Origin of the sequence: Hyalangium gracile, from assembly GCF_020103725.1 — a bacterium.
Taxonomy (GTDB): domain Bacteria; phylum Myxococcota; class Myxococcia; order Myxococcales; family Myxococcaceae; genus Hyalangium; species Hyalangium gracile.
Genome location: NZ_JAHXBG010000035.1, coordinates 46,573 through 63,255, shown reverse-complemented (window position 1 = coordinate 63,255; position 16,683 = coordinate 46,573). Strand labels below are relative to the sequence as shown.

Below are 16,683 nucleotides of genomic sequence, written 5' to 3'. Positions count from 1 at the left end.
TGCTACGCTGCGCCCATGCGCACGGCATCCGCCCAGGTCTCCCCTCCTCCCAGCACCGAGCAGACAGGCAAGGCTCGCACCCTCATCGCCAGGCTGCTGGGCAACCTGGAGAAGGTCATCCGCGGCAAGCGCGAGTCCCTGGAGCTGGTGCTGTGCTGCGTCGCGGCGGGCGGGCACGTGCTGCTGGAGGATGTGCCCGGCACCGGGAAGACGACCCTGGCCAAGGCCCTGGCGCTGAGCATCGGCGGGACGTTCAAGCGGGTTCAGTTCACTCCGGATCTGCTGCCCACCGACATCGTCGGCACCTCCCTCTTCAATCCCCAGGACGGCAGCTTCCGCTTCAAGGCCGGCCCCATCTTCGCCAACGTGCTGATCGCCGACGAGATCAACCGCGCCTCGCCGCGCACCCAGTCCGCGCTGCTGGAGGGGCTGTCCGAGCAGCAGGTGACGGTGGATGGGGAGACGCGCTCGCTGCCCTCGCCCTTCCTGTGCATCGCCACGCAGAACCCGGTGGAGTTCCACGGCACCTACCCCCTGCCGGAGGCCTCGCTGGATCGCTTCGCCGCCCAGCTCTCGCTCGGCTACCCGCCCGAGGCCGAGGAGCGCGCCCTGCTCACCGAGCTGCGGGGCTCGCGCCATCCCGTCACCGAGCTCGAGACGGTGTGCACCCTGGACGAGGTGGTGGCCCTGCAGCGCGCCGTGGAGGAGGTGCGGATGGAGGGCTCCGTCGCGGACTACCTGCTGCGCGTCGTCCACGCGACGCGGAGCCATGCCAGCGTCCGGCTCGGGGTGTCCACGCGCGGGGCGCTCCTGTATGCGCGGATGGCCCGGGCGCGGGCGCTCGCGAGCGGCCGGGACTTCGTCCTGCCGGAGGATCTCAAGGCGATGGCCGTCCCCGTGCTGACGCACCGGCTGGTGCTGGACACCCGCGCCCGGTACGCCGGCACCGACAAGCAGGCCCTCACCCGGGACATCGTCTCCGCCGTTCCCCTGCCCCGCTAGGCCGCTCGCCATGGCTCGCCGCCGCCGCTGGTCCTTCTTCATGCCTCCGGAGGAGCACCGCTTCCTCCGGTACCTGAGCGACCGCTACCGGGCGTGGCTCACGCCGCTCGGACAGGCGATGCTGTGGGCCACGGGCGCCGCGGCGCTGATGATGCTCTGGGGCCTGCCTCCGGCGATCGCCTTCTTCTCCTTCTGCGCCGGCATGCTGGTGGCGGGCATCTCGGCCGGGCTGCCCTTCCGGCCCCGGCTCACGCTCTCGCGACGCATGCCGCCTCCCGTGTCCGCGGGCGACACCCTGCTCTACCGCGTGGTGGTCGAGAACCGAGGCAGCAGGCCCGCGCGCAAGGTGGTGGTGGAGGAGCGCATGCTGCCTCCGGAGCTGAAGCTGGCGGGCGATCCTCCCGTGCTGGAGGTGCTGGCTCCCGGCGAGAAGGCGGAAGTGACGCTGTCGCTGGAGTGCACCACGCGCGGGGCCTACGAGCTGCCCTGGCTCCAGGCCTCCAGCTTCTTTCCCTCCGCGCTGGTGAAGTGGCCGCGCCGGGCGCCGGGCAAGGAGCGGCTCCTCGTCTACCCGCGCTTCACCCCGCTGGCGCGCTTCGATGTGCCCCACGGGCGCAACTACCAGCCCGGCGGCATCCCCATCGCCTCCAGCGTCGGCGAGTCCACCGAGCTGGCCGGCACCCGCGAGTGGCGCGAGGGGGACCGCACCCGGGACATCCACTGGCCCTCGCTGGCGAGGACGGGGCGGCTCGTCGTGAAGGAGTACCAGGAGGAGTACTTCGTCCGTCTGGCCATGGTGCTGGACGTGGAGACGCGCACCGCTCGGGATGACGCGCTGTTCGAGCGCAGCCTCTCGCTGGCCGCGGGCATCGCGGACGTGCTCGCCCGCCAGGAGTACATCATCGACATCTTCGCGGCCGGCTCCCAGGTGTTCCACTTCCAGGCGGGCCGGGCCCTGGCGCACTTCGAGCACATCCTGGAGATCCTCGCGTGCCTCGAGGCGGAGGATCGGCTGGACATGACGGCCCTGGAGGCCGCGCTGCTGCCCGAGGCCGGGAAGCTCTCCGCCGTCGTCCTGGTGATGATGGACTGGGACGAGGCGCGGGCCGCGCTGATCCGCAAGCTGAAGGCGCACGGCGTCGCCGTGAGGGTGCTCTCCGTCCGGCCCGACCGCCGGCCCGAGGGGCTCTCTGCCGAGGAAGTGGTGGAGCTGCCATGAGCGAGACGCCTGCCAGGACCTCCCGCCTCGCGCGAGGAGCGGAGCTGCTGCCGGTGCTCGCCGCGCTGGCCTTCAACGCGCTGGCCCACGACCGGTGGCTGCTGTGCGGCCCCGTGGCCGGCCTGCTGCTCCTCCTGGTGATGCTGGGGAAGCAGCCGGAGTACTCGCCCCGGCTGCTGCTCATCTCGGCGATCCTGGGAGGCGCGGCGGGCGCGGCGATGAGTGGGTTCTGGCCCGTCATCGGTCCCATTCCCCCCATCGTGATGGGGCCGCTGTGCGGCGCCCTGGTGGGCCTGAGCGCCATCTGCGGCCTCTGCGGAAGACAGACGTACGCCACCACCTATGCCCTGCTGCTGGCGGCGCTCAGTGCGGCGGTGCGCGGCTCCGGCACGGTGTTCGTGGGCCTGGGGATCATGGCCGCGAGCCTGCTGGTGGTCGCGTTCATCCGAGGCCGCATCGGACAGGCTGGACTGGCGGGAGGGCTCGCGTTCGGCGCCTTCGCGCTGGTGACGCTCGGCGTCGCTTTCGGGCTGCTGCGCTTCGTTCGAGCCAGCGAGGGCGTGGTGACGGACATGGTCTTCCGGCTGGCGCAGAATGCGCCCCGGTTCTCGGGCGCATCCATGCAGTCGGAGATCTCCCTCGAGCGCAGGGGCCGGATGCCCGACACCGGCAGGCTCCTCATGGAGCTGAGGGGCGACCGCCCGGAGCGGCTGCGGACGACCGTGTATGACACCTTCGATGGTACCCGGTGGACGACCTCTCGCACGCTCGAGCAGACCTTGCTCCCCCTGGTGCCTCCCAGGCCAGACGAGCCGCTGCGCTCCACCGAGCTCACGCTGCTGCAGGCGCTGCGCCCCTACCTCCCCGCTCCGGCCGGGATTCGCTCGGTGGCGGGCGCTGCGCCCAAGGTGCTTGGAGGCTGGGTGCTGCGCGGGGAAGGAAGGACAGGCACCACCCTCACCCTGCGCCACGAGCCGCGAGAGCAACTCCCGGCGGAGCCGCCTCCGGGCGAGGCCCTCACGGCGCTCCCCGAGCCGCTGCGGGCCGAGCTGCTCCCCCTGGCCCTGGAGCTCACCCGCGGCGCCACCACGCCCCGGGCCCGCGCCGAGGCGCTGGAGCAGTGGTTCCGTGAGAAGCACCTGTACTCGCTCTCGGTGGACCTGAGTGGAGAGGGCAGCCCCCTGGCCGTGCTCATCCGCGAGCGCCGGCCCGCGTGGTGCACCTACTTCGCGAGCGCGATGGCGGCGCTCCTGCGCACCCTGGGCACCCCCGCGCGCATGGTGGGAGGCTTCGTGCCCCAGGAGAAGAACCCCTTCTCCGACGCCTTCCTGATCCGCGAGCGCGACGCTCACGCCTGGGTGGAGGTGTATCTCCCGGAAGAAGGGCGCTTCGTCGCCTTCGATCCCACGCCCTGGCAGAGCCGGGAGGAGCTCGAGGCCCAGCAGTCCACGGGGACCCTGGGCGCCGCATGGCAGGCCTTCTCCTCCGCGCTCCGCCGGGGATGGGCGCGTCTGCTGGAGTCTCCCCTGGAGGTGCTGGCCGACGTGGCGAACCACCCGCTGACCTGGCTCGTCGTGGCTGTCGGTGTGGTGTGGCGCCTGTTGAAGCGGTACCGGTTCGGGCGGGCGCCCAAGGTTCGCCAGGCCATGCGGGGGGCTGATCCGGGCCTGGCGGCGGCCTACGCACGCTACCTCCGCGCGATGAAGCGAGGCGCGGACCTCGTCCCCGGCCCCACGGAGACGGATGAGGAGCTGCTCCACCGCCTGCGCGCCTCGCGAGGAGCGCGCGCCGGAGCCGTCGCCGAGGAGTTCCTCACCCGCTACCGCCAGGCCCGCTATGGAGGTGGGGCCGTGGATCCGGCCACGCTGGGGACGCTCACCACCGAGCTCGAGCGAGTCCTCCGGCAGGAGCCCTGAGGCGCTTCATCGCGCCTTCTCGCGAGCCACCCACGCCTTCACCCGGGCCTCCAGGATGGACAGGGGCAGCGCGCCCGAGCGCAGCACCTGATCGTGGAAGAGGCGCACGTCGAAGCGCGGGCCGAGCTCTCGGGCGGCGTAGGTGCGCAGCTCCTGGATCTTCAGCGAGCCCACCTTGTAGCAGAGCGCCTGCGCCGGGTTGACGATGTAGCGGTCCACCTCGACGATGATGTCGTTCGGCGTCTCTCCCGAGTTCTCCCGGAAGAAGGCGATGGCCTGATCGCGCGTCCAGCCCTTCGTGTGGAGGCCCGTGTCCACCACGAGCCGGACGGCCCGCAGCATCTCCGAGGCGAGCCCGCCAAACCTCGAGTACGGATCCTGATACAGGCCGAGCTCCTCCCCGAGCGACTCGGCATAGAGGGCCCAGCCCTCGACGAAGGCGCCGTAGCCAGCGTAGCGGCGGAACTGGGGCACATCCCCCTGCTCCTCCGCGAGCGCGATCTGGAAGTGATGGCCCGGCACGGCCTCGTGGAGCACCAGCGCGTCCACCTGCCAGCTCGGGCGCGAAGGCAGATCATAGGTGTTGACGAAGAAGATGCCGGCCCGGCCCACCTCCTGCGAGCCCGGTGTGTAGTAGCCGGCGGGCACGGTCTTCTCCGAGAACTCCGGCACCGGGCGGATGCCGTACGGCAGGCGCGGCAGGGTTCGGAAGAGGCGGGGCAGCTCCGGATCCACGCGCTTGGCCACGTCCCGATAGGCCGTCACCAGCGCCTGGCGCGAAGCGAAGGTGAAGCGCTTGTCCTCGAGCAGGAACCGGGTGAACTCCGCCAGCGAGCCCTTGAACTTCGCCTCCGCCCTCACCTTCTCCATCTCCGCGCGGATACGGGCCACCTCCGCCAGTCCCATCTGGTGGATGGCGTCCGGCGTGAGGTCCGTGGTCGTCATGTCCTTCACGCGGAAGGCGTACCAGGCCTCGCCGTCTGGCAGCGTGGACATGGCGATCGACTCGCGGGCAGCCGGGAGGTACTCCGTCACGAAGAAGGAGTGCAGCTTGCGGTACGCGGGCACCACCGCCTCGCGGATGGCTGCGGCCACCTCCGCGCGCAGCCGGGCCTCCTCCGGCTTCAGGGAGGGCGGAAAGCCCTCGAAGACGGCACGGTAGATGGGGCTCTGCTCGGGCGCGTCGACGACCTGGTTCTGGATGAGGCCCGCCACGTCCCGCAGCGTCACCTTGGGCGGCGTCACCTTCGCGGCCATGCCCTTGCGCAGCAGCGCGATGGACTGGTCCACCAGCGTGGGCACCGCGCGCAGCCGTTTTACGAAGTCTCCGTAGTCCTTCGCGGTGCGCTTGGGCACGGTCTGCGCGGCCTGCGCCATCATGTCGTGCACGCCCCCGAGCTGGCTGAGCTGCACGTACTCGTCGGGGAAGCGCTGGCCCTCGACCTGGGTCTGCGTGTCCCGGAGGAAGAGATCGTAGTCGAGCTGACGCGCCTCCGAGAGCCTCGCACGGTCGATGCCCTTCAGCCGCTCGAGCAGCTCGCGGGCGTGCTGCTTGCGGCGCTCGATGGCCTCGGCGGACAGGTCCTCCAGCCGGTCGTTGTAGCGCTCGTCGCCGACGATGGTGGCGAAGAGGGGCCACTCCTTCAGGCCCCACTGCCACTCCTCCTCCAGGAGCGTGCTGAAGCGCGCATCCTCGGACGAGGCCGTAGAGGCAGCCGTGGCGGCGGGGGCTGGGGACGAAGTAGCGCAGGCCGAGGCGATCAACCCCAGCAGGACGAGCGCGGAGCGCATGTTCATGCGCCGGACTCTGTCACGCGAGGCGCACGCCAGGCAGGCCCGAAAAAGTCATTTCACGACTCCCGTCAGAGGCTGCGCTCCCTGAAGCGGGCAGAGGGCCCGAGTCCGCCCCCGCGTCTGGTCCGCCCCCCTGTCGGGCGAACTCTGTGCGAACTGGTCTGCTTGTCATACCAGTTCGGCACCGGTTCGCTCACAGGGGGCCTCCCATGGGCAGGCAGTCGCGTCTGCACAGGAGCCTCTCCCAGGGTGTAGGAGTTTCTTCGAGCCTGCCGGCTGGCCTGCCTGACTTATCGGACTTCCCTGCTTTCTGGCTGCCCACCCCCGCTCAAAACTTTTCCCAAGAGCTTCAGGGACTTGGACGGAGCCCCACCCCCCGAGCTTCCTCGGCTGCTCTCTCGCGTGCCGACACCATGCGGATAGACTGGCGGGAATGGACGTTCAGCCCCCACAAGGGGTCCCGCAGCGAAGCAGGACCGCGAGACGCATCGCCGCCGTCGTGGTCGTATCGTTCGTGGCCTCCATCGCGCTGGTCTCGATTCGCTCTTCCAGTGCTCCGGCACCCTCGGCCCACCCCACCCCACCGGTGAAGCCCTCGGGGCAGCCTCCGGATCGGGAGACGGTGCGAGTCGCGGCGGCCCGTGCCATCGCCCGGACGCTGGCCCCGCTCCCGTCGCGCCGCCTCCCCGAGCCCACACCCCGGCACCAGGAGCTCGCCCAGCTGGCCGCCGCGCTCAAGGCTCCAGGTGGCGCCGTGGAGAACCCGTGCACCGAGTGGGCTGGCCCCTTCTGCGCGCGCACGACGCTGGACCCGTTCTTCTCCGCGCTCGACGGTCTGCGCTCGGGCGGCTCCACCTCCCGAGTCACCATCGAGGCGTTCGGCAACTCCCTCATCGCGGCGGACCGCATCGTCGACGTCGTCCGGGACGACCTGACCCGCATGTTCGGGGATGGCGGCCGAGGCCTGCTCCTGGTCGATCGCATGGCGGACTACGGCCCTCGAGTCCGCACCAGCAGCGCGGCGGATGGCTGGATCGTCCGGACCGTGGGCGACGTCCAGCCCTCGTCCTGGCCCTTCGGCCTGGCGGGCGTCGTCCACGTCTCCGATAAGGCCCGGGCCCGGGCGCGCTTCTCGCTCGCGGGCGAGCGGCAGGGCACCTTGTTCTGGGTGGACAAGAGCGCGGGCCCCATCGAGCTCCGCGTCGACGGCAAGCTCCTGGTCCAGACGACTCCCAGGAATGAGGCCTCCTCGCAGCGCACGGAGTTCACGCTCCCACCGGAGGCCACGTCGCTGGAGCTCATCGCCCACAAGCGCGGCACTCCCATCCAGGGCCTCGTGCTCGATGGGCCCAACCCCGGCGTCGTCCTCGACACGCTGGGCGTGGCCGCGGCGGACGCCAGCCTCTTCCTCCGCGCGGAAGAAGAGATGGTCACCGATCAGCTGCGCTCCCGCTCCCCCAACCTGGTGATCATCATGCTGGGGGGCAACGAGGTGAAGCGACTGCAGTGGGGGCGCTCCACCTTCGAGAAGGTCGAGCGGGATCTGCACCGCTTCATCCAGCGCATCAAGCAGGCCGCGCCCGCCTCCGCGTGTCTGATGGTGGGGCCGCTCGATGCCGTGCTGGGCCGCGATGCCGCGAGGCCCTTCCAGCAGCGGGCCGAGCTGCTGGAGGTGATCGAGCTCGAGCGGAAGATCGCCCTGGAGGAAGGGTGCGCCTTCTTCGACATGTTCGCGGCCATGGGCGGCGCGGGCTCCCTGCAGCGCTTCCACGCCCGAGGCCTGGTGCATGACGATCTGGTGCACCCGCGCGGACACGGACTCGATCTGATCGGCCAGTTGCTGGGCAGCGCCCTGCTGAAGGCCTGGTCCGAGACTCCGCGCGCCGAGCAGCCCTACGCGCTGGCGGAGGCCTGGGCCACCCTGGTGGGAGACGATCTGCTCCCTCACGAGGTCCAACCCTGGCGACACGCTCCTCCCGTGGCGCTGCTCCCCGGCGATCCCAAGGATCCGCTGACCGGAGGCATCCAGCGCGTGCTCTCGGCGGCCCGGGCGTGGACGCCTCGCTCCGAGGAGGCGCGGTGGTTGGTGCTCGATCCGGCCGCCGCACAGGCCGTGCCCCACTCCATCGCCACCGCTGGCCCCGTGAGCCTGCGCTGCGCGTCGCTCGTCGCCACGCGAGAGCCGGCGCGCAGCGGCGAGCCCTGCGTGCCCGTCACGCTGCCGCCCCTGCCTCCGGATCTCCAGGATCCACACGACCGGGGTGTCACGGTGGGCGCGTGGATCCTGGCGGAACTCGTCCGGCATGACTCGCGCGTAGTGCCCCGGAGAAATCCCTGATGCGGCAGTCCAGGACGTGGTTCTCCCCCGGGCTGTGGGTCGCGCTCGGGGTATTGCTGTCCACGGCGGTCGCCGCTCAGCCCCGAGCCGCCAAGGTCGCCCCCGCGCAGCTCCCGCCCGGCACCCAGGCGTTCCCGCCCGAGGTGGCCCGAGCCCTGGAGGCACGCCTCCGTGAGGAGCTCGAAGGCCGGCTGCTCGGAGGCTTGTCGGTCGGCATCGTCAAGGGAGACCTGGCGTGGACCGGGGGCTTCGGCTTCCGAGACCTCGAGAAGCGGCTCCGGGCGACACCGAGGACGACCTACCGCCTGGCGTCCATCACCAAGAGCTTCACCGCCATCTGCGTGCTGCAGCTCGTGGAGGCGGGCACGGTGTCGCTGGACGACGACATCCGCAAGTGGGTGCCGGAGTTCCCCGAGAAGCCGTGGCCCGTCACGGTGCGGCAGCTCCTGGGCCACCTGGGCGGTGTGAGCCACTACAAGGAACCCTCCAAGGAGAACCGGGTGACGAAGCGGATGAACACCGCCGAGGCGCTCGGACTCTTCAAGGACTGGCCGCTGGTGGTCGAGCCCGGCACCGAGTTCACCTACACCTCGTATGGCTACAACCTGCTCTGGGCGCTCGTGGAGCGGGCCTCGGGGATGCCCTTCGGGAAGTACCTGCAGCAGAACGTGTTCGCCCCCGCCGGCATGACGCACGCGGCGCTGGATGACTTCCGGACGCGGGATGCCTGGCACGCGGCGGGCTACCGGCTCACGTCCGGAGGCCTCGCCCGCTCCCACCTGCTGGATGTCTCGTCGCGCTTCGGCGGCGGAGGGGGCCGCGCCTCGGTCGTCGATCTGCTCGCGTTCGGCCGAGCGGTGATGGCCCACACGCTCGTGAAGCCGGAGACGACCCGGATGATGCACGTCTCCATGGAGACGCGGGATGGCCGGCTGACCGACTACGGGATGGGGTTCGCCACCTATCCGCTGCGCGGCCACTACGTCGTCGCGCATGCCGGCGGCCAGCCCGAGACGAGCACCTTCCTGCTGCTGCTCCCCGCGGAGCGCGTGGTGATCGCGCTGGAGACCAACGTCGAGGACCAGGCGGACCTGCTGAAGGATCTCTACGGCTCGCTGCTGGAGGTGCTCCTGGAGGGAGGCTCGCGTCGGCGGCCCGCCCACGCGACGGAGCCGGCGGACGAGGTGCTCCACGAGGGCCTGTTCCGGATCTTCTCGTACGGTCGCGCCTTCTACACGAACCACCGCGCCGGCCTGGGCGCTCTCCCCGAGCCCGGCGACCTCCCGGGCGCCTTCGCCGAGGCCTCCAGGCTGCTGTCCCGCGAGTCCATCGCGGCGGATCCGCGCGCCGCGCAGAAGCTGGTGCGGCAGGCCCACCATCCACACGCCGGACGCCTGTTCATCCGGGTGGGTGTCCAGATGGCGGAGCGGATCGCCTCGGCGTTCGGACCCGAGGCCCTGGCGGCGTATCCGGCCGAGGGGGCCCTGCCCTTCTTCGAGGACTACCTGCGCGCCTGCGAGAAGGAGAAGTGCCCCGCAGAGCTCCGCTTCTCGCCGGCCGTGCGCGCGGACATCGCCAGGCTCGTGGGGCCGTGGCGGAAGGCGAACGCGCCGGAGCTGCGCACGGTGTCGCTGCGCAAGGTGCCGGAGCTGCCCCTGGCGCTGGAGACGCTCGAGCGCGTCTTCCAGGCGGCGCCGGTGCACCCGGACTACTCCGAGGAGGTGCTCGCCCTGGCCAAGGCGCCCAGGACGCCTCCCGAGCGCGCGATGCGGCTGCTGGACTGGGCGCTGAAGAACCACCCGGGCTCCATCCCGACGCTGCTCGCCCGGGGGGATGCGTTCATCCTGGCGGGCGACACCGAGGCCGCGGAGCTGCTCTACCGGCGCGCCTTCGAGCGGCCCTCCGGGCCCGAGGCCATGGCTCCCGAGAAGCTCCTGGCGCGGGCGAAGCAGCCGCAGCTGGGGCTCGGGCTGCTGCAGATCGCCGTGAAGCTGCACCCTGGCGCGCCGGCCCTGTGGAGGGCGCTGGCGGCCCGCGAGCAGGAGGTGGGCAACACGGCGGCGGCCGAAGCCGCGCTGGAGCGGGTGAGGGAGCTCGGTGAGCTGCCTCCCCCGCCCACCGACTCGCTCCAGGCCGCACCGACTCCGTAGCCCGCCGCACCCGCTACGGAAGCGCCTCCGCGGTCAGCTTCACCTCCACGCTCTTCCCCTCGCGCAGCAGGCGCACGGTGCGCACCTCGCCCGGCGCGGCGTCGGAGAAGAGCCGGATGGCCTCCGACTCCGCCTGCTCGGGGGTGACGCCCTCCACCTCGACGAGCTCGTCACCAACCTTCAGCCCTGCCCGCTCCGCCGGGAAGCCCGGAGCGAGCTGGCTCACCCGGAGCTTCCCCTTCTCTTGCCGCACCCTGAGGCCGAAGTCTCCAACGGTCGAGGCCGGACGGAACGGCTTCTTCTGCTGGAGATAGAGCTTGTTCCTCGCGTAGTCGATCGTGAGCCGGAACTGCCGCAGGAACTGGTAGCCCAGGTTGCCATTGCCTTCGATGCTGGCCGCGCCCGGATCCTCCTGCTTGACCACGGCCACGGGCGTCTGCCGCGCCACCACCGCGTTGGGAGGCGTGCCCACGGTCAGATCGCAGCGCGTGAAGTAGGCGGCCGCGGCCCCCGTCCCGTACTCGATGCCTTTCGGGTAGAGCAGCGTGCGCCCGCCGCTCGGCAGCGCCGCCAGCGCGCCAGGGCCGTGATGGATGTTCATGGTCCCCCCGTTCCCGGTGTCGAGCTGGAACAGCCCCGCGTCCTTGCCGTTCACCTGCACGGGCAGCCGGATCCTCGGCCCCGCGAACTCCGCGGGCATCGTGAGCTCGCCAGCCGCCGGCTTGTAGCTGCCCGGCTTCCAGAAGGTCAGCCAGCCGCCGACGTAGTCGATGGTGAACGGGAAGCGCGAGAGGAAGTCGTACCCGAGGATGCCGTGGATCTGCTTCGGGAAGGTGAGCCCCACGCTCGAGTGCAGGTCGATGGCCAGGGCCGTCTGAGGCTTCAGCCGCATCCCCGCGAGCTCCAACTCGCCCGTCCGCACGAAGAAGATGCCCTTGAACAGCCCGGCCGCGGGCGCGACCTCTCCCTTCGGCTCGGCGCCCGTCGACTTCACGAAGGTCATGTCATAGGCGCTCGAGTCCGCGCCCGTGTCGAGCAGGAAGTTCCCCGGCTTCCCCGCGAGCTTCGCCTGGACCACGACGTACCGGCCCTGCCACAGCGACAGGGGCAGCATGATGGAGTCCTCCCCCGGCGGGAAGGTCGCGTCCTCGCGCGGCGTTGGCCGCTCGAAGAGGTGCTTCGGATGCGAGGCGGGGAACTCCACCTGGACCGTCTCGCTCACGCTCTCCTTGAGCTCCGCGCTCGACCGGCTCCTCACCCGCTTCGGCCAGGCGATGCCGGAGTACTGCGCGTACTCGTCGAAGAAGGTCGTCGTCGTCACGCCCTCCGACTGGCTGATCTGGCGCCGAGGCAGGCCCTGCGCATCCAGCCAGAGCTCGACCGGGTGTCCCCGCGGGACGTCGATGGAGATCCGCTCGAAGTGCTGCTTCTCCTCCTCGACGGGCGGCAGCAGCGTCACCTTCACGGCGGAGCCGGGCTTCGCGTACTCGAGCGAGTCCAGGGCCAGCTCGGTCCGCTGATCCTCGATGGCCGCCGCCCCCGTCTCGGTGACATCACCGTTGGTGCCCTGGCGGAACTGCTTCTGGCCGTCCCAGATGGTGATGAACTCCAGCGGCACCTCCGGGAAGCGCAGCTCGTAGCGGCGCAGCACGCCGTCGGAGTAGGAGACCGCGGTCCCCGCCAGCCCGAAGCGCGTGGTGCGCTGCGTCACCTTCATCCGCGAGCGCTGGGTCAGGGCGCGCTCGCCGCCCATGGCCGCGAGGTGCTTCGCCAGCAGGGGCGCGAGCGTGCCACTGGAAGAGCCGGTGTCCGGTGCCGCACCGAGGACGAGCACCAATGAGAGGGCCGCGAGGTTCATGCGGCCATGCTACCCAACGCACCCCGCCCTCGTTCACGATTTACCGCCGACGGCTCACTCCTCGCCCTTCTGGCCCACGAACTGGTCACCCTTCTCGCGGAACAGGATGTTGAAGCTCGTCAGCGAGCCGTAGACGCGCGTGATGTAGCTCTGCATCTCCACCTTCTCGGCGTCCGTCAGCTTCGCGTGCCCGTTGATCTTCTGCTCCAGCGTGCGCAGGCGGTCGCGCACCATCACCACCTTGTGGAACAGGCTGTCGATGGGCAGGTCCTTGGCCTGCAGGTCCGTCTTGCCCGGGATGAGCCGCAGCGTGCCGCCCTCCCACTTGCCCGCCAGCGGCGGCGCCTCCGTCTCTCCGGCGGCCTCCCGGAAGATCTCCATCAGCTCTTCGCGCGTCATGTTCAGGTCTCCCAGCTCGACGATCTCGTTCGGGTCACTCTTGCGCCGCACCACCGGCGCCACGCTGCGCGCGGCCCTCGCGCGGGCGGCGGGCGCGGCCTCGGGGACAGTCACTCCGCCCCGGGGCGCGAACTTGTCACACAGGGGCGCCGAGGGCGGAAACAGCCCTCGCCCGGGGTAGATGCGGCACGGCCCCACCCACCCGCGGTGGTCCACCGAGTGCGGGCTCCACAGCTTGCAGTTGCCGCACACCCGCTCCTCGGGCTTGAAGACGGGCAGCTGGGGCGTCGAGGCATCCGACATCAGCGCTTCTCCTGGGCCACCGGCGGGCCCTTGCGGACGCCCAGCTCACGCAGCAGCGCGTCCGCGTTCTCCACCTGATCCAACATCCACAGCACGTACCGCACGTCCACGTTGACGTTGCGGGCGATGTCCGGGTTGTAGCCGAAGTCGTTGGCCACGTTCTCCCAGACGCGGTCGAAGTTCACGCCCACCAGCTCGCCCTTGCCATTCACCGTGGGGCTGCCCGAGTTGCCGCCCGTGGTGTCCGCGTCCGACAGGAAGGCCACCGGCACGTCCTTCAGCCCCGGATCCACCCACGCCCCCAGGCGCCTGGCCTGCGCGGTGGCGAGCAGCTTGTCCGGCGCGTCGAAGGGCTCGGCGTCCGTGTGCTTGGCCAGCAGGCCCGAGAGCGTGGTCTGCGGCGTATAGAGGACGCCGTCGCGCGGCGAGTAGCCCTGCACCTTGGCGAAGGAGACGCGCAGGGTGCCGTTGGCGTCCGGAGCCACGGGCTTGCCCGCGTGGGCCATCACCGCCCGGCGCCACTCGGGGCGCAGCCGCTGCGAGGCGCCGTCCCGGCTGTCCTTCACCTCGTCCAGCGCGGCCACCTCGGTGGCCAGGTCGAGCCCAAAGGCCAGCAGCGGATCCTTGCGCGCCTGGAGCTGCGCCTCGGTCTCCCCGAACATGGCCAGCCGGTCGGTGAGCGAGAGCAGCTTCGTGCCGGCGTACATCGCGTCGATCTTCGCCGCCACGTCCTTCTCCGTGGCCTTGGCGCCGAAGTGCTTGTCCACGGCGGCGATGCGCTCCTCCGGCCCGAACGCCAGGGCGCGCCGCACGAAGGCCTGGAACAGGCGCTTCTCCGCGGGCAGGAAGAGGTTCTTCTGCTCGCGCTCCAGCTGATCCTTGATGCGCGGGTGCTCGCGCTCCATGAAGGCGGGCTCGCGCTCCAGGTCCGGCCTGGCGCGCTCGCGGGACAGGCGCGACACGGTCACCGACATGGCGATGCCGCGGGCGGTGGCCTTGAGGTTGTTCAGCAGGAACTCGCGCTCCCACGTCTTGCCCATCTCCTTCTGCCGGGAGAGCAGCTCGGAGCGTGCGCGCAGCGCCTCGGCGTGCTGGGGCTTCTTCTCGGCCCAGCGCACCACGGACTCCTCGGCCTCGCGGTGCTTCTCGATGATGCGCCCGCGCTTGAGCCCCTCGAGCTGGCCGCCGGCGTTCTTGTACACGTTGCGCAGGCTCTTGAGGGTCGAGGCGACGGCGATCTTCCCGGCCGGGTCCTTCTCCCCCTCCTGCTCGAGGATGCGGATGGACTCGCCGTAGAAGTCGATGATGCGCGGGTAGTGGCGCGACTGCCGCTCGGCCATCTCGTCGGCCAGCATGGCGCGGAAGGTGACGCCCGGGTAGCCGAGCACCATCACGAAGTCCCCGGGCTTCACGCCCTGGGGAGAGAGCGGGAAGAAGAACTCCGCCTTGTAGGGCACGTTCTGCTCGCTGTACGGCGCCGACGAGCCATCCGGCGCGGTGTACGCGCGCACGATGGCGAAGTCTCCGGTGTGGCGCGGCCACGTCCAGTTGTCCACGTCTCCGCCGAACTCGCCCACCCCGCGCGGCGGGGCGTAGACGAGCCGCACGTCCTTCAGCTCCACCGCGTCCACCAGCATGTACTGGACGCCGCCGTCGAAGGTGGCCACCTGGCAGCGGGTGGCCGGGCGCTTCTCGCACTCGGCGACCAGCTCCTTCTGCCTGCGCTCGATGGCCTTGGCGCGCGTCAGGTCATCCGCGCCGGCGGGCACCGCGGCGAGCATGTCCTTGGTCACGTCCGTGAAGCTGCGAGGCACCTGGACGCGCGAGCCCTTCCCGGGCAGCTCCGCCTCGCGGTGGGTGGCCAGGAAGCCCTGGGTGATCAGATCGCGCTGCGGAGAGCTGTGCTCCTGAATGATGGAGAAGGCGCAGTGGTGGTTGGTGATGACGAGGCCGGTGGAGGAGATGAAGGCCCCCGAGCACCCACCCACGTTCACAGTGCCCGCCAGGAGCCCCGTTCCCCGCTTCGGGTCCCACAGCCGCTGGGGCGGCAGCTTGAGGCCCTGGGCCCGGAGGGCGGCGGGATCGAGCTCGAGGACCTGCTGGGGTGTCCACTTTCCCTCACCCGCCAGGGCAGGGAGTGCAACCAGAGAGAGGAGCAGGAGCGTCTTCTTCATGGGCCTTTCCCTATCCCGTCTGGGGCCCGCAGGCGACCCCATGTGTGCGGACAGGTCGTTTTCAGCGGAAGATGATGCGGGCAGGGGTGTTGCGAAGGCCGGAGGAAGGCACGATGCAGACCGCGAGTGGAGCCAGGCTGGACATGGGGCGAGTGGCCCTCCTGCTGGCCTTTCTGGCCGTGGGCTGGTTCTTCTGGGACTCGCCCGTGCTGCGGCCAGTCAAGCTGCTGGTGGTGATGATGCACGAGAGCGGGCATGCGATCGCCTCGCTGATCGTCGGCGGCTCGGTGCAGAGCATCACCCTGCGCGCGGACGAGTCCGGCGCGTGCTTCTCGGCGCTGCCGCCGGGGGTGCTGCGGCAGATCATCGTCTTCTCGGCGGGCTACCTGGGCAGCGCGGTGATGGGGGCGGTGCTGATGCTGGCCACCTTCCGCTTCCGGCTGCGGCGGCTGGTGCTGGGCGCCGCGTGCTTGTGGCTGGCGGTGATGGGGGTGCTGTACGCGCGGGATGCCTTCACGCTGGCCTTCTGCCTGGGCACCTCGGCGGTGCTGGGGGTGGCGGCGAAGTTCCTGCCGGAGGGCGCGGTGGAGGTGGTCAACCTGTTCCTGGCGGCGTTCACCGCGCTCTACGCGCTGTTCGACTTCCGCAGTGACTTGTGGGACAGCCAGGTGCGCGCGGGTAGTGACGCGGCGCTGCTGGCGCAGCACACGTGGGTGCCCGCCATCGTCTGGGCGGCCATCTGGACGCTGCTGGGCATCTCGCTGCTGGGCTGGGCCGCGTACAAGTCGATGCACGTGGACCACAAGTCCTCGAACATGCGCATGCCGCCGCTGTCCTCCGCGCGGCGCTTCTAGCGGCGCGGGCGCATCCGGAACTGCACGAAGGAGGCCACGTCCGGGAAGGCGAAGTACGGGTTGGTGCGCCGCACCTCGCCCAGCTCCGCCACCGGCACCTGGCCGTAGTCGTGCCCCGGCCACAGCCGCGTCTGGTCCGGCACCTTCAGCAGCACCTGGCTCAGCGAGCGGTACATGTCCTCCGGGTTGCCCCCTCGCAAGTCACACCGCCCGCATCCATTGATGAAGAGCGTGTCCCCGGACACCAGCGAGTCCCCCGCCAGCAGGCAGTGCGAGCCCGGCGTGTGCCCCGGCGTGTGGAGCGCCTGGAAGCTCCGGCCTCCGACCTGGATGGCGTCCCCAGCCCCCACCGGCCGCAGGGCATCCCCGGCCAGCGCGCGCAGGTCCTCCGAGAAGGCCACCTCCTCGCGCTGGGCGTAGACGGGCACATCGTGCCGCGCCAGCAGCTCCGGCAGCCCGTTGGTGTGGTCCTTGTGGCAGTGCGAGACGAACGCCCCCACCAGTTGCTTGCCCTCCTCCACCACCGCCCGCTCGATGGCCGCCACGTCCCACGCAGGGTCCACCACCAGCACCTCGGGCGAGCCCTCGGCCCCCACCAGGTACACGAAGTTGTCCATCGGTCCGAGCTTCAGCTGGCGGACGTACGGCTTCTCCATGGGCATGCCTCCTCCCCCGT

11 protein-coding genes are annotated in these 16,683 nt (G+C 70.8%); 6 read left to right on the top strand and 5 right to left on the bottom strand.

What is annotated here, in order from left to right; genetic code table 11:
- Window positions 1-15 precede the first annotated feature (15 nt).
- From KY572_RS42130 to KY572_RS42120, 3 genes are read left to right on the top strand one after another with little or no spacing between them, the layout of a single operon-like run.
- Window positions 16-1,002: an AAA family ATPase gene (locus KY572_RS42130; RefSeq protein WP_224249420.1), complete on the top strand. Its 987-nt coding sequence runs from the start codon at window positions 16-18 to the stop codon at window positions 1,000-1,002.
- Window positions 1,003-1,012: 10 nt separating this feature from the next.
- Window positions 1,013-2,221, top strand: coding sequence for a DUF58 domain-containing protein (locus tag KY572_RS42125; RefSeq protein WP_224249419.1), 1,209 nt, complete (start codon window positions 1,013-1,015; stop codon window positions 2,219-2,221).
- On the top strand, window positions 2,218-4,137 hold the full coding sequence (locus KY572_RS42120) for a transglutaminase family protein (protein ID WP_224249418.1): 1,920 nt from the start codon (window positions 2,218-2,220) through the stop codon (window positions 4,135-4,137). The genes KY572_RS42125 and KY572_RS42120 overlap by 4 nt, the downstream gene beginning before the upstream one ends.
- 6 nt (window positions 4,138-4,143) lie before the next feature.
- Here KY572_RS42120 and KY572_RS42115 read toward each other — a convergent pair whose 3' ends face one another.
- A complete protein-coding gene (locus KY572_RS42115) occupies window positions 4,144-5,934 on the bottom strand; it encodes a DUF885 domain-containing protein (RefSeq protein ID WP_224249417.1) in 1,791 nt (596 codons plus the stop codon).
- A 496-nt stretch (window positions 5,935-6,430) separates the two neighbouring features.
- Between KY572_RS42115 and KY572_RS42110 the strand changes: the two genes are divergently transcribed.
- Together KY572_RS42110 and KY572_RS42105 are read left to right on the top strand one after the other, a co-directional pair.
- Window positions 6,431-8,269 (top strand): GDSL-type esterase/lipase family protein, encoded by a 1,839-nt coding sequence (locus KY572_RS42110; protein ID WP_224249416.1) that lies wholly within the window; start codon window positions 6,431-6,433, stop codon window positions 8,267-8,269.
- On the top strand, window positions 8,269-10,419 hold the full coding sequence (locus tag KY572_RS42105; protein WP_224249415.1) for a serine hydrolase domain-containing protein: 2,151 nt from the start codon (window positions 8,269-8,271) through the stop codon (window positions 10,417-10,419). The genes KY572_RS42110 and KY572_RS42105 overlap by 1 nt, the downstream gene beginning before the upstream one ends.
- Window positions 10,420-10,432: 13 nt before the next feature.
- Here KY572_RS42105 and KY572_RS42100 read toward each other — a convergent pair whose 3' ends face one another.
- From KY572_RS42100 to KY572_RS42090, 3 genes are read right to left on the bottom strand one after another with little or no spacing between them, the layout of a single operon-like run.
- Window positions 10,433-12,277: an aspartyl protease family protein gene (locus KY572_RS42100; protein ID WP_224249414.1), complete on the bottom strand. Its 1,845-nt coding sequence runs from the start codon at window positions 12,275-12,277 to the stop codon at window positions 10,433-10,435.
- Window positions 12,278-12,331: 54 nt separating this feature from the next.
- On the bottom strand, window positions 12,332-12,979 hold the full coding sequence (locus KY572_RS42095; protein ID WP_224249413.1) for a high-potential iron-sulfur protein: 648 nt from the start codon (window positions 12,977-12,979) through the stop codon (window positions 12,332-12,334).
- Window positions 12,979-15,153: a S46 family peptidase gene (locus tag KY572_RS42090; RefSeq protein ID WP_224249412.1), complete on the bottom strand. Its 2,175-nt coding sequence runs from the start codon at window positions 15,151-15,153 to the stop codon at window positions 12,979-12,981. Before KY572_RS42090 ends, KY572_RS42095 begins: the two co-directional genes overlap by 1 nt.
- 113 nt (window positions 15,154-15,266) lie before the next feature.
- On the opposite strand from KY572_RS42090, the gene KY572_RS42085 reads away from it, so the two are divergent.
- Window positions 15,267-16,007, top strand: a complete 741-nt coding sequence (locus tag KY572_RS42085) for a M50 family metallopeptidase (RefSeq protein ID WP_224249411.1) — start codon at window positions 15,267-15,269, stop codon at window positions 16,005-16,007.
- Here KY572_RS42085 and KY572_RS42080 read toward each other — a convergent pair.
- Window positions 16,004-16,663, bottom strand: a complete 660-nt coding sequence (locus KY572_RS42080; RefSeq protein ID WP_224249410.1) for an MBL fold metallo-hydrolase — start codon at window positions 16,661-16,663, stop codon at window positions 16,004-16,006. The two genes, KY572_RS42085 and KY572_RS42080, sit on opposite strands and share 4 nt — an antisense overlap.
- Window positions 16,664-16,683: the final 20 nt, after the last annotated feature.